Origin of the sequence: Streptomyces sp. NPDC048484, from assembly GCF_040651415.1 — a bacterium.
In the GTDB taxonomy this organism is placed as follows: Bacteria; Actinomycetota; Actinomycetes; order Streptomycetales; family Streptomycetaceae; genus Streptomyces.
This window is the reverse complement of sequence record NZ_JBEZJY010000009.1, coordinates 43,221-55,563: the sequence shown is the minus strand read 5'-3', so window position 1 is coordinate 55,563 and position 12,343 is coordinate 43,221. Positions and strand designations below refer to the sequence as shown.

General features: G+C 71.2%; 13 protein-coding genes. 8 read left to right on the top strand and 5 right to left on the bottom strand.

Features of this window, described 5'->3' with window-relative positions; translation table 11 throughout:
* Positions 1-59: 59 nt before the first annotated feature.
* The gene (locus AB0D14_RS11400; RefSeq protein WP_362777133.1) at positions 60-638 is read left to right on the top strand and encodes a 2'-5' RNA ligase family protein; all 579 of its coding nucleotides are present in this window, start codon (positions 60-62) and stop codon (positions 636-638) included.
* Between the two features lie 115 nt (positions 639-753).
* Here AB0D14_RS11400 and AB0D14_RS11395 read toward each other — a convergent pair whose 3' ends face one another.
* Together AB0D14_RS11395 and AB0D14_RS11390 are read right to left on the bottom strand one after the other, a co-directional pair.
* The gene (locus AB0D14_RS11395) at positions 754-1,509 is read right to left on the bottom strand and encodes a decaprenylphospho-beta-D-erythro-pentofuranosid-2-ulose 2-reductase (RefSeq protein ID WP_362777132.1); all 756 of its coding nucleotides are present in this window, start codon (positions 1,507-1,509) and stop codon (positions 754-756) included.
* A 65-nt stretch (positions 1,510-1,574) separates the two neighbouring features.
* Complete coding sequence (locus AB0D14_RS11390; protein ID WP_362777130.1) at positions 1,575-2,930, bottom strand: FAD-binding oxidoreductase; 1,356 nt, start codon at positions 2,928-2,930, stop codon at positions 1,575-1,577.
* 132 nt (positions 2,931-3,062) lie between these two features.
* On the opposite strand from AB0D14_RS11390, the gene AB0D14_RS11385 reads away from it, so the two are divergent.
* From AB0D14_RS11385 to AB0D14_RS11370, 4 genes are all read left to right on the top strand, one after another.
* Entirely contained in the window at positions 3,063-3,584 is a 522-nt protein-coding gene (locus tag AB0D14_RS11385) for a phosphatase PAP2 family protein (protein WP_362777128.1), read from the top strand.
* Positions 3,577-4,515, top strand: coding sequence for a decaprenyl-phosphate phosphoribosyltransferase (locus tag AB0D14_RS11380; protein WP_362777126.1), 939 nt, complete (start codon positions 3,577-3,579; stop codon positions 4,513-4,515). The genes AB0D14_RS11385 and AB0D14_RS11380 overlap by 8 nt, the downstream gene beginning before the upstream one ends.
* Before the next feature lie 200 nt (positions 4,516-4,715).
* Positions 4,716-5,171 (top strand): GtrA family protein, encoded by a 456-nt coding sequence (locus AB0D14_RS11375; RefSeq protein ID WP_362777123.1) that lies wholly within the window; start codon positions 4,716-4,718, stop codon positions 5,169-5,171.
* Positions 5,159-6,109 (top strand): YihY/virulence factor BrkB family protein, encoded by a 951-nt coding sequence (locus tag AB0D14_RS11370; protein ID WP_362777121.1) that lies wholly within the window; start codon positions 5,159-5,161, stop codon positions 6,107-6,109. The genes AB0D14_RS11375 and AB0D14_RS11370 overlap by 13 nt, the downstream gene beginning before the upstream one ends.
* On the opposite strand, the gene AB0D14_RS11365 is transcribed toward AB0D14_RS11370, so the two are convergent.
* Positions 6,063-7,433, bottom strand: coding sequence for a D-alanyl-D-alanine carboxypeptidase (locus AB0D14_RS11365; protein ID WP_362777119.1), 1,371 nt, complete (start codon positions 7,431-7,433; stop codon positions 6,063-6,065). The two genes, AB0D14_RS11370 and AB0D14_RS11365, sit on opposite strands and share 47 nt — an antisense overlap.
* A gap of 151 nt (positions 7,434-7,584) precedes the next feature.
* On the opposite strand from AB0D14_RS11365, the gene AB0D14_RS11360 reads away from it, so the two are divergent.
* The 3 genes from AB0D14_RS11360 to AB0D14_RS11350 all read left to right on the top strand — a co-directional run bounded on the left by AB0D14_RS11360 (position 7,585) and on the right by AB0D14_RS11350 (position 10,039).
* On the top strand, positions 7,585-7,833 hold the full coding sequence (locus AB0D14_RS11360; RefSeq protein ID WP_362777414.1) for a hypothetical protein: 249 nt from the start codon (positions 7,585-7,587) through the stop codon (positions 7,831-7,833).
* A 38-nt stretch (positions 7,834-7,871) separates the two neighbouring features.
* Positions 7,872-9,245, top strand: coding sequence for a metallophosphoesterase (locus AB0D14_RS11355; protein WP_362777117.1), 1,374 nt, complete (start codon positions 7,872-7,874; stop codon positions 9,243-9,245).
* A 392-nt stretch (positions 9,246-9,637) separates the two neighbouring features.
* The gene (locus AB0D14_RS11350; RefSeq protein ID WP_362777114.1) at positions 9,638-10,039 is read left to right on the top strand and encodes an ATP-binding protein; all 402 of its coding nucleotides are present in this window, start codon (positions 9,638-9,640) and stop codon (positions 10,037-10,039) included.
* 105 nt (positions 10,040-10,144) lie between these two features.
* Here the strand turns inward: AB0D14_RS11350 and AB0D14_RS11345 are convergent, their stop codons facing one another.
* Together AB0D14_RS11345 and AB0D14_RS11340 are read right to left on the bottom strand one after the other, a co-directional pair.
* Positions 10,145-11,590, bottom strand: a complete 1,446-nt coding sequence (locus AB0D14_RS11345; RefSeq protein WP_362777112.1) for a HAMP domain-containing sensor histidine kinase — start codon at positions 11,588-11,590, stop codon at positions 10,145-10,147.
* Positions 11,587-12,276 (bottom strand): response regulator transcription factor, encoded by a 690-nt coding sequence (locus AB0D14_RS11340; RefSeq protein WP_362777110.1) that lies wholly within the window; start codon positions 12,274-12,276, stop codon positions 11,587-11,589. Before AB0D14_RS11340 ends, AB0D14_RS11345 begins: the two co-directional genes overlap by 4 nt.
* Between the last annotated feature and the right edge of the window lie 67 nt (positions 12,277-12,343).

The window sequence follows — 12,343 nt, the reverse complement described above, 5'->3', positions numbered from 1 at the left end:
CCTCTGCCCGCCGATATGACCAACATGACGGAACACCGACACAACGACAGGAGACAGACGTGGGGACCGTAACGATCGGTGTGTCGATCGCGGTTCCGGAGCCACACGGCAGCCTGCTCCAGGAGCGGCGCGCGGGCTTCGGCGACCCCGCGGCTTCCGGTATTCCCACCCACGTCACACTGCTGCCGCCGACCGAGGTCGACGGGTCGGCCCTGCCCGCGATCGAGGCGCATCTCGTCGAGGTCGCGGCCGCCGGCCGCCCCTTCGCGATGCGGTTGAACGGGACGGGAACGTTTCGTCCACTGTCCCCCGTCGTGTTCGTACAGGTGGTCGAGGGCGCTGAGGCCTGCACCTGGCTGCAGAAGCAGGTCCGGGACGCCTCGGGGCCCGTGGCGCGCGAGCTGCAGTTCCCGTACCACCCGCATGTGACGGTGGCGCACGGCATCGACGACGAGGCGATGGACCGTGCCTTCGAGGAACTGGCGGAGTACGAGGCGCACTGGCCGTGCACCGGGTTCGCGCTCTACGAGCAGGGGCCCGACGGTGTGTGGCGCAGGCTGCGTGACTACGTCTTCGGCGGCGCGGTCGTGCCACCGCAGGCGGCCCATGTGGAGCGGGGCCCGCTCCCGGCCTGCTGACCCACCCGGCCTGCTGACCGGGCGAGCACGGGAGCGCGGGAGCGCGGGGGCACGGGACCGGACGGCGATCACAGGGATCATGGGACCGGACGGTCGGTGCGGCTGCGCGGCGCGCTTACAGGGTCAGGCGGCGGAACACACTCCGCGGGACGTGTCGCAGCGCCGACATGACCACCCGCAGTGTCCCCGGCACCCATACCGCCTCGGAGCGTCGGCGCAGTCCCGTCTCGATGGCCGTGGCCACCGCCTCGGGGGTCGTCGCGAGCGGGGCCTCGTCCAGCCCCTTCGTCATCTTCGAGCGGACGAACCCGGGGCGTACGACCATCACGTGGACGCCCGTGCCGTACAGGGCGTCCCCCAGACCCTGGGCGAACACGTCGAGGCCCGCCTTGCTGGACCCGTAGATGAAGTTGGCGCGGCGGGCCCGCTCGCCCGCCACCGAGGACAGCACCACCAGGGAGCCGTGGCCCTGCGCCTGGAGTGCCTGCGCGCACACCAGCCCCGAGGACACGGCACCCGTGTAGTTGGTCTGCGCGACCCGGACCGCGGCTCCCGGCTCGTTCTCGTCGCGCGACTGGTCGCCGAGGACGCCGAACGCGAGCAGAACCATGTCGATGTCACCTTCGGCGAAGACCTTGCCGAGAACCGCTTCGTGGGCGTCGGGGTCGAGCGCGTCGAAGTCGACGGTACGGACGTCGGCGCCGAGTTCGCGCAGCCCGGCGGCCGCCGACTCCAGGCCGGGTGAGGGGCGGCCCGCGAGCCACACCATGCGGGTACGGCGGGTGATCAGCCGCCGCGCGGTGGCGAGCGCGATCTCGGACGTGCCGCCGAGGACGAGCAGGGACTGGGGGAGGCCGAAGGCGTCCTTCATGGAACCGAACTCCTATGGGGAAGAAGGTTGGGGAAGAAGGTGGACTGGCGGGCAGGCGGCTCACGTCAGAGTCCGAGGCGCCGGGACAGGTCGGAGGTGAAGACGGACCGTGGGTCCAGCTCCTCGCGCAGGGCCCGGAACTCGCCGAGGCGCGGATACATCGCCCTGAGCAGTTCGGGCCGCAGGCGGGAGTCCTTGGCGAGGTAGACACGCCCGTCGGCCGCGACCACCTCCCCGTCCAGTTCGTCGAGGAAACCGCCGAGCCCCGGCAGGTTCGCGGGGATGTCCAGGGCGAGGGTCCAGCCGGGCATCGGGAAGGACAGCCAGCCCGGGTCGCCCTCGCCGAACCGCTTGAGGACGGCGAGGAAGGAGGGGCAGCGCCGCTGTGAGATGCGGTGCACGATCCGGCGCAGGGCCTCCTCCTGGCCGTGTCCGACGGCGAACTGGTACTGCACGAAACCGCCGCGCCCGTAGACGCGGTTCCAGTGCGGCACGCCGTCGAGCGGGTGGAAGAAGGCGGACATCCTCTGGAGTGCACCGACGCGCGCGTGGGGCGCCTTCCGGTACCAGAGTTCGTTGAAGAGGCCGACCGTCGTACGGCCCAGCAGGCCCTCCGGGACGAAGGAGGGAGCGGCGGGCAGCCGCCCGGGACGGAACTCCAACGGGGCTCTACGCGCGCGCGTGCCGTCGGCCAGCGCCGCCAGCGGGGCGTGGTCGCCCCGGGTCAGCACCGAGCGACCCATGGCCGCGCCACGGGCCAGCAGGTCGATCCAGGCGACCGAGTAGCGGTAGCGGTGGTCGGTGGCCGTGAGGCGGGCCATCAGGTCGTCCAGGTCCGTGGCGCGTTCTGTGTCGACGGACATCAACGACGTCTCGACGGGCTGCAGCCGGACGGTGGCTGTCAGGATGACGCCGGTCAGGCCCATCCCGCCCGCCGTGGCGTCGAAGAGGGGGGTGCCGCTGCTCACCGTGCGGATCTCGCCGTCCGCGGTCAGCAGCTCGAAGGAAAGGACGTGGCGGGCGAAGGAGCCGGACACATGGTGGTTCTTGCCGTGGATGTCCGCGCCGATCGCCCCGCCGACCGTCACATAGCGGGTCCCGGGCGTCACCGGCACGAACCAGCCCAGCGGCAGCAGGATCTCCATGAGGCGGTGCAGCGAGACACCGGCGCCGCACAGCACCGTCCCGCCGTCCGCGTCGATCGCGTGGACGCGGTCCAGGCCCGTCATGTCGAAGACGGCCCCGCCCGCGTTCTGCGCCGCGTCCCCGTACGCCCGTCCCAGGCCCCGCGCGATGCCTCCGCGGGCCCCGCAATCCCGGACGGCCGCCACGGCCTCGTCGTACGAACGGGGGCGCACCAGGCGTGCGGCGGTGGGTGCGGTGCGGCCCCACCCCGTGACGGAAACCGTGTCGGTAGGCATACCAGTGACGGTATCGACCGAAAGTGCTGGCTAGTTCCCTAACATCCCTTACCTCCCCGAAATGGGTGATTAATGGGATGTCGCTCTATATTGCCGGAGTTCCGGCGGTGCTGACGTGAACAGTGAGTCCACATGGACCACCACGACGAGCGCTCTGACCTGGACCACCGGATTCTCACGGCCCTCCACGCCCGCGGCGGCGCCCCTCGTGTCGCCGCCGCCGCGCGGGTCCTGTCCCTGGCCGGCGAACACGGCGCCCTGTGGCTCGCGGCGGGCCTCGCGGGAGCGGCCACCGACCGGCAGCGGCGCGGCGCGTGGCTGCGCGGTACGGCCCTGACCGCGGGTGCCCACGTCGCCAGCATGGGCGTGAAACGGCTCGTACGCCGTCCGCGCCCCGGCCACGTCGTGCCGCTGGTCCGCATCGCGGGCCGGCACTCCTTCCCCAGCTCGCACGCCACGTCCGCGGCGGCGGCGGCCGTGGCCTTCGGAGCGCTCGGCGCACGCCTGGTGCCCCCGCTCGCCGCGGCGATGTGCGTGTCGCGGCTGGTCGTAGGTGTCCACTACCCCTCCGACGTCGTGGCGGGCGCCGCTCTCGGCGCGGTGACGGCCCTGCTCGGTGCCCGCTGGATGGCAGGGGGCCGTGACCATGGCTGAGACGGCCCTCCTGGAGAGGACACAGAGAAAACAGGCCACTCCGCGGAAAAGTGGCCTCCTGAAGGGGCTGATCAGGACCGCCCGTCCGAAACAGTGGGTCAAGAACGTCCTCGTCGTCGCCGCCCCGGCCGCCGCGGGCGAGCTCTTCTCACGCCACGCCCTCACCCAGGTCGCCCTCGTCTTCGTGCTGTTCACGGCCTGTGCCGCGGGTGTCTACCTGGTCAACGACGCGCGGGACGCCGACGCCGACCGCGCCCACCCGGTCAAGTGCCACCGGCCGGTCGCCGCCGGGCAGGTGCCCGTCCCGGTCGCCTACTCCGTGGGGATCGTCCTCGCCGTCGTCGCCCCGACCGCGGCCGCCTTCCTGTGCTCGCCGTTCACCTCGGCGCTGCTCACCGCCTACCTGGGCCTGCAGTTCGCGTACTGCCTCAGCCTCAAGCACGTCCTGGTCGTTGATCTCGCCGTGGTGACCACCGGGTTCCTGATGCGGGCCATGATCGGGGGGCTCGCGCTCGGCATTCCGCTGTCGCGCTGGTTCCTGATCACGACCGGCTTCGGCGCGCTCTTCATGGTGTCCGCCAAGCGCTACTCCGAGGCCGTCCAGATGGCCGGGAAAGCGGGCGCCACGCGCGCGTTGCTCACCGAGTACACCACCGGCTACCTGCGCTTCGTCTGGCAGCTCGCCGCCTCGGTCGCCGTACTCGGCTACTGCCTGTGGGCCCTGGAGGAGGGCGGGGTGCCGCACACCAGCGTGCTGCCCTGGCGGCAGCTGTCGATGATCGCCTTCATCCTCGCCGTCCTGCGGTACGCGGTCTTCGCCGACCGGGGCACCGCCGGCGAACCCGAGGACGTGGTCCTGCGCGACCGCGCGCTCGCCCTGATCGGGATGGCCTGGCTCGCGATGTACGGCCTCGCGGTGGCCAACTGGTGAGCCAGGCGCAGGGAGCGGGCACAGGGGGCGTACGCGACGCGCGGGCGCCGGACACGGAGCGGCCGGAAACCGAGCCGCCGCGCACCGAGCCGCCGGACACCGAGCCGCCAGCCAGGGAACGGCCGAGTCAGGCGCCGCCACCTCACGCGCGTCGGCCTCACGCGCGTCGGCCCCACGCGCGTCGGCCGCGGCCCCGGGAGGTGTTCGGCTTCGCGGCCGCCGGGCTTCTCGCGTACGCCGCCGACCTCGCCCTCTTCCTCTGGCTGCGCGGCCCCGCCGGACTGGGCCCGCTGACCGCCAAGGCCCTGTCGTTCGTGGCGGGCTGCTCGGTCGCCTACGCGGGCAACGCGCTCGGCACCTACCGGCACACGGCCATGCGCACGACCGGGCCCACAACCAGACACACGCTCACGCTCCGGTACACGACCGGAAGCCTGCGCCGGTACGGGATCTTCTTCGGTGTGAACATCGCGGGCGCCCTGGTCCAGTTGCTGTGCATCCTCGTCAGCCACTACGGCCTCGGGTTCACCTCCCCGCGCGCGGACACCGTGTCGGGCGCGGGAATCGGCATGGTGCTCGCTACCGTCGTGCGTTTTTGGGGTACCCGGACATTGGTTTTCCGAGGCGAGGGCAGAGTCGGATCATGGACTGGCTGAAGAAGCTCCCCGTCGTGGGCCCGTGGGTCACACGGCTGATGGCCACGCACGCCTGGCGCTCGTACGAACGACTGGACCGGGTCAAGTGGACGCGGCTCGCCGCGGCGATGACCTTCATCAGCTTTGTCGCGCTCTTCCCGCTGATCACCGTGGCCGCCGCGATCGCCGCCGCGACCCTCGACGAGAGCGGGCAGCAGACGCTTGAGGACAAGATCGCCGAGCAGGTGCCGGGCATCTCCGACCAGCTCGACATCGGCGCTCTCGTCGACAACGCCGGCACGGTCGGGCTCATCGCGGGCGCGCTGCTGCTGTTCACCGGCATCGGCTGGGTCGGCTCGATGCGCGAATGCCTGCGCGCGGTCTGGGAGCTGCCGGACGAGGAGGGCAACCCGTTCCTGAGCAAGCTCAAGGACGGAGGCGTACTCGTCGGCCTCGGCGGCGCCGCGCTCGTCACGATCGCCGCGTCCACCCTCGCGTCCACCGCGGTGGGCTGGACGACCAGGCACCTCGGCATCGACGAGGGCGGCTGGGGCGGGGTGCTCCTGAGGACGGCCGCCTTCGCCGTGGCCGTCCTCGCCGACTTCCTGCTGCTCCTGTACCTCCTGACGCTGCTCCCCGGCGTCGAGCCCGAGCGGCGTCGTCTGATCGTCGCCGCGCTGATCGGCGCAGCCGGGTTCGAGCTGCTGAAGCTGCTGCTCAGCGGCTACTTCCAGGGCGTCGCGTCGAAGAGCATGTACGGAGCGTTCGGCGTGCCCATCGCGCTGCTGCTGTGGATCAACTTCACGTCCAAGCTGCTGCTCTTCTGCGCCGCCTGGACGGCGACGCAGCACAAGGAGACGGCGGACACGGCGGCCGGAGCAGAGGGGACGGAGGCGGACGGCTCCGCGGGCGTCAGCGGCGGCGACGCATCAGCTCGGGCAGCGGCCACCGGCGGTTGATCAGGAAGACACCGGCGGCGAGGAGTACGAGGACGCCGCCGGTGATCGCCAGGGCGATGCCGACTCCGCTCGCCCCGTCCGTCTTCGCCGCGGCCGCGACGGACTTGGACGAGTCCGAGCCGTCGCCCGATCCGCCTGCCTCACCGGAGGCGTTCGCGCCCGACTGCGCGTCCGTGTCAGCGCTCTTCGGAGGCACCAGCTCACCCACCGGGGAGACCTTGCCCGACGCCTTGAAGCCCCAGTCGAGGAGCTTGGCGGTCTCCTTGTAGACCTCGTTGTGTTCTTCCTTCTCCGGGTTCATGACCGTGACGAGCAGCACCCTGCCGTCGCGCTCGGCGACTCCGGTGAAGGTGGCGCCCGCGTTCGTGGTGTTGCCGTTCTTCACACCCGCAATGCCCTGGTAGGCGTCGAGTCCGGCGTCACCGATCAGCAGCCGGTTGGTGTTCTGGATCTCGAAGGACTCGCGGGTCGTCTTGCCTTTCGTGCCTTTCTTCCCCTTCTTGTTCTTCTTGGTCTCGCCCGGGAAGTTCGCGCGGACCGTCGAGCAGTACTCCCGGAAGTCCGGGTTCTGTAGGCCGGACCTGGCGAACAGGGTCAGGTCGTACGCCGACGACACCTGGCCCTTCTCGTCGTAGCCGTCCGGGCTGACCACGTTCGTGTCGAGCGCCTGGAGCTCCTCGGCGTGCGCGTTCATGTCCTTGACGGTCTGGTCGACGCCCTTGTTCATCGCCGACAGAACATGGACGGCGTCGTTGCCGGAGCGAAGGAAGACGCCGAGCCACAGGTCGCGGACCGAGTAGGTCTCGTCCTCCTTGATGCCCACCATGCTGGAGCCCGCCCCGATGCCGGCCAGATCGGACGACACGACCTTGTGCTTCTGGGTCTTGGGGAACTTGGGCAGCAGGGTGTCGGCGAACAGCATCTTCAGGGTGCTCGCCGGCGGCAGCCGCCAGTGCGCGTTGTGCGAGGCCAGGACGTCGCCGGACTCGGCGTCCGCGACGATCCAGGACCGGGCGCTCAGATCCTTCGGGAGGACCGGCGCGCCGGCACCGAGGTTCGCCTGGGCCCCGGCCCGGCCGAGCTGGGCGCCGCCCACGGTCGACATGTCCGCCGGCGGGGTGGCCGAGGGGGTGCCCGACGTGCTGGTCGACGGCGATGCAGATGTCGACGGGCTCGCCGACGGGCTCGAAGCCGGCTTGTCGTCCGCGGCCGAGGCAGCGGCGGCGGGCGCGGTGGCGGTCACCGCGAGCGCGAGCGAGAACGACAACAGGGTGGCGGAGGTGACCAGCAAGGAGGGCTTGGCGGTCTTTTTCATGGCAGGCACGGTCGAGAACGTACATGGCGTCGCGCGGGAAGTCGCGCGGGCCTCGTCGGCAGGAGCCATTCCGACAGGGGCGTTTCCGCCGCCGCCGGGTGCGCCGTGCTCCTCCCCACCCCGCGCGCCGGCTCTGTTCGAAGGCCGCGATACTGAATCCATGAAGCTCAGCCGCCCCGTCTCCTGGTTCCTGCTCGCCTTCGGAGTGTGGAGCTGGGTCATCTGGGTCACTTTCGTCAAAAATCTGTGGAACGACGGCAGCGGGCTCGCCTTCGACGACGCGGGCGATCCGACCGGGTACTTCTGGGTGCACCTGACGCTCGCCGTTGTCTCCTTTGTCTTGGGGACGGTTGTCGGCGGCATCGGGTTGCGTGGTGTTCGAGCCTTGCGCCACACGCCGTCGCCATAACGCCCCACGTCATAACGTCCTAACGGGAGAGTCGCCGCGTGGTCATCGTGTTCCTGGTTCTGGTCCTGGCCGTGTTCGGCGGGTTGCACTGGTACCTGTGGCGTCGGCTGGTGCGCGACACGACGGCGCGGACCGGCGTCTCCAGACGGGTCGGCACGGTCGCGGTCGTGGCCGCTCCGCTGCTCATGTTCGCGGCGGTCACGGCCGAGCGGACGGGTGCGCCGTTCTGGCTGCAGCAGGTGCTGGCCTGGCCCGGCTTCCTGTGGATGGCGCTGGCGATCTACCTCGTGCTGGCGCTGCTGGTCGGCGAAGCCGTACGACCGCTGCTGCGCAGGGCTCTGGAACGGCGTTCGGCGTCGGCGCCTACGGCCGAGCCGGCGGACGTGCGCGAGGCCGCACCCGTCCCGGCGGGGGCACCCGCCAGGGAAGCCGAGCACTCCAGCGACACCGAGCGGCCCGCCGCGGCCCGTCTCTCCGATGCCAAGCCGTCCGCCGCCGCCGAGTCACCCGCCGCCGCGTCGACCCCTGACGCCGGCTCCGGGCGCGCCGACACGCCGGCCACCGCGCTCACACCAGCGGTCGCCGAACCCTCCCGCCGCCTCTTCGTCTCGCGTGTCGTGGGCGGGGCCGCCGCGGCCGCTGCCGTGGGCACCGTGGGATACGGGACGTACGGCGTCCTGCGCGGGCCCAAGGTGAAGCGGGTCACCGTGCCGCTGGCCAAGCTCCCGAGGTCCGCCCACGGGTACCGGATCGCCGTCGTCAGCGACGTTCACCTCGGGCCCGTGCTGGGGCGTGGCTTCGCCCAGAAGGTCGTCGACACGATCAACTCGACGCAGCCCGACCTGATCGCGGTCGTGGGTGACCTCGTCGACGGCACTGTGAAGGACCTCGGGCCGGCCGCCGCGCCGCTCGCCCAGTTGAAGGCCCGGCACGGGTCGTTCTTCGTCACCGGCAACCACGAGTACTTCTCGGGTGCCGAGGAGTGGGTCACGCGCGTACGCGAACTGGGGCTGCGCCCGCTGGAGAACGCCCGCACCGAGCTGGCCGACTTCGATCTCGCCGGCGTCAACGACGTGGCCGGGGAGGAGGAGGGGCAGGGGCCCGACTTCGTGAAGGCCCTCGGGGACCGGGACCGTAACCGGGCGTGCGTGCTGCTGGCCCACCAGCCGGTGCAGATCCACGACGCCGTGGACCACGGGGTGGACCTCCAGCTCTCCGGGCACACCCACGGAGGGCAGTTGTGGCCCGGCAACTTCATCGCGGACCTCGCCAACCCGACCCTCGCCGGCCTGGAGCGCTACGGGGACACACAGCTGTATGTGTCCCGGGGCGCCGGCGCCTGGGGCCCGCCCACCAGGGTGGGCGCGCCGTCCGACATCACCGTCGTGGAGCTGGCCTCCAGGCAGGCCTGAGCCGAGCAGCGGCCCCCGGGCGTGCCCTGGCAGGGGCCGGCCGACCGGTTCGACAGCCGATTCCGGCCAGTCGGCAGCACGCAGACCGCGGGTGTACGGCGGGAAACCTTCACACGATCCGGCGGACGGTCGCGTGCGAGGCGCCGCGCATGCCGGCGCGACCGTGCGCGAATCACGTGCTGAGCAGCGAGGACGTGGGGGTGGGCAGTACCTGTCGGACGGCACCGGGGCTTCCGGTTACGGCACCGGGGCTTCCAGTTGTGGAGCCGCAACGGGATCCGACCGCCTGCGGCCTGACGCGTTCACGCAGGTTGACGATTGCGAGAGTGACGTGCCGGGCCTGCCTCACGCAGCATCATGTGACGGAGGCGTGGGTGGGGTGAGGAGCAAACGTGTTGAGACGCAACTCCTTCCGGCTGCCCCGGCACCCGGCTTCAGTCGGGCTCGCACGGCGCCGGGTGCGGGACCATCTGTCGAACTGGGGGCACAGCGCGGGCGAGCAGGCGTTCGAGGACGTGGTGCTGCTGGTGTCCGAACTGGCGACGAACGCCATACGGCACGCGCCGCTGCTGGAGCGGGAGTTCGAGGTCGCGGTGACCACGCTCGCGGACGGGTCCTGCCTGATAGAGGTCTCCGACGAGAGCTCTCTTCAGCCCAGGCTGCGGCTGGTCGGGGAGTACGACGAGGAGTCGGGGCGGGGGCTCCGGCTGGTGGAGAGCCTCACGACCGCCTGGGGAGTGTGGAGCCGAGGAAGGCACGGCAAAACGGTCTGGGCCCTGGTCCCGGCCTCCTGATCCGGTTCCTGATCCGGTCCCTTGTCCCGGCCCTCCGAGAGGTCGTTCAGCGCTCCGTACCGACAGCGCTCCGTACCGACAGTGCGGCGCCCCGACGTGAAGACGTCAGCCCCCGCACGCTCTCGCGGGCAGAGCGACCGTCACCGTCAGACCCGCGCCCGGCGAAGTCCGTACCGTCACCTCGCCCCCGTGGGCCGTGGCCACACCCTGGACGATGGCCAGCCCCAGCCCGCTGCCCGCACCCCCACCCGCTCGGAAGAACCGGTCGAAGATGCGCGCGGCGTCCTCCTCGGCCAGCCCCGGCCCCTCGTCGGCGACACAGAGCCGCACGACTCCGTCGACCCGCTCCAGATCGAGGGTGACCGGAGTGTCGGGAGGCGTGTGCGTACGTACGTTCGCCACGAGGTTGCCCAGGACCTGACGCAGGCCCGACTCGTCGGCGCGTACGAGGAGGGCTCCCTCGGCGCTCACCGACACCGGCCGGCCGGGCTGCTGGGCCCGCAGATCCTCGGCCGCGTCGCGCACCAGGCGGCTCAGGTCGACGTTCTTGAACCGCAGTTCGGGCTGCTGGTCGAGGCGGGCCAGGGTGAGCAGTTCGTCGACCAGGCGGCCCATGCGGTCGGCCTCCCCGGTCATCCGGTCCCAGGCACGCTTGCGCTCGGCGGGCTCACACAGCATGCCCTTGTCGTACAGCTGGAGGTAGCCGCGGATCGCCGACAGCGGCGTACGCAGCTCGTGCGAGGCGTCCGCGACGAAGCGGCGCAGCTGGGCCGCGCTCCGCTCCCGGGTGCGGTACGCCGACTCGACCTGCTGGAGCATCGAGTTGAGGGCGAGCCGCAGCTGCTCGACCTCCTGGGTGGGGTGGTGGCTGGAGGGCACCCGGCGGGCCAGGTCCCCCTCGGCTATCGCCGACGACGTCTCCACCATGTCCTCCAGGGGCCGCAGCCGTCGGCTCACACTGAGCATCGTCAGCACGGCGAGCAGCCCCAACAGCAGGACCCCGAAGAACAGGTCTAGTTTGAGGGCCTTGGCCATTCCGGTGTGCAGCGCGTCGGTCGAGCCGGCGATCAGGACGGTGGCCCCGTCGGGCAGGGAGACGCCGATGACCCGGAACGGGGCACCGTCCAAGGTCACGTCGCGCGGGTCCGTGTCGCCGGTGACCGTCCGCGGATCGCCCACCGCCTCGGCGAGGGTGCGCTGGTTCGAGGTCGGTTCGAAGTTGCCGAGCGTCAGAGGCTTTCCCTTCGCGTCGACCACCGCGAACAGGGAGTCCGCGTCCGGCGGGCCCTGCGCCTCCGGCACCTTCCCGTCGCGGATGAACGCCAGCGCGCTCAGTGAGTCGATCTGCCGCGAGGTCAGCTGCGTACCGTCCAGCGAGTCCCGCATCCTGAGCAGCCCGGAGTCGACCTGGTCGAGCAGGTAGTACCGCATGCCCATCAGGCTCACCGCCGTAGCCATGACGATGCCGAGTGCCAGCAGCGCCACGTTGGCCAGCGTCAGTTTGCCGCGCAGTGAGTGGATGCCGTGGTTGCGGCAGCGCTGGAAGATCATGCGAGCCCGTATCCGACGCCGCGGCGAGTCGTGATCACCGGGGCGCCGAGGGCGTCGAGCTTGCGCCGCAGATAACTGATGTACGTCTCCACGACGGTCGACTCCGCCGGATGCTCGTACTGCCAGACATGCCGCAGGAGCTGCTCCTTGGGCACGATCCGCCCGCCGTTGCGCACGAGGAAGCGCAACAGGGCGTACTCGGTGGGAGTCAGCTCGACCGTACGGCCCGCGCGGTGCACCGAGTACGTCGTCTCGTCCAGTTCCAGGTCGCCGTAGCGCAGCGGCGGGCGCTCGGGGAGGACGTCGGCCGGGCGGGTGCGGCGCAGGACGGCGGTGATCCGGGCGATGACCTCGTCGATGTTGAACGGCTTGGTGATGTAGTCGTCGCCGAAGGAGAGCGCGCCGACGACCTCCGTGGGCGCGTCCCGCGCGGTGAGGAACACCAGAGCCAGGTCGGGCTGGCGCGTGCGCAGTTCGCGGCCCAGCGCCCGGCCGTCGCCGTCCGGGAGCATCACGTCGAGGAGCGCGGCGTCCGGGCGCGTGCGCTCGGCCATCGTCAGGGCCTGACGGACCGTCCCGGCCGTCATCACCTCGAAGCGGTGGTAGCGCAGGGCGATGGACAGGACGTCCGCGATGCTCGGCTCGTCCTCGACGACCAGGACGGTCGCCCCCTCATGAGCGGTCATGCCCCCAGTATCGGCGCGGGCACCGACAACGGGGTCGGCTCTCCCTTGGGAGTTCCTTGTGAGTCAT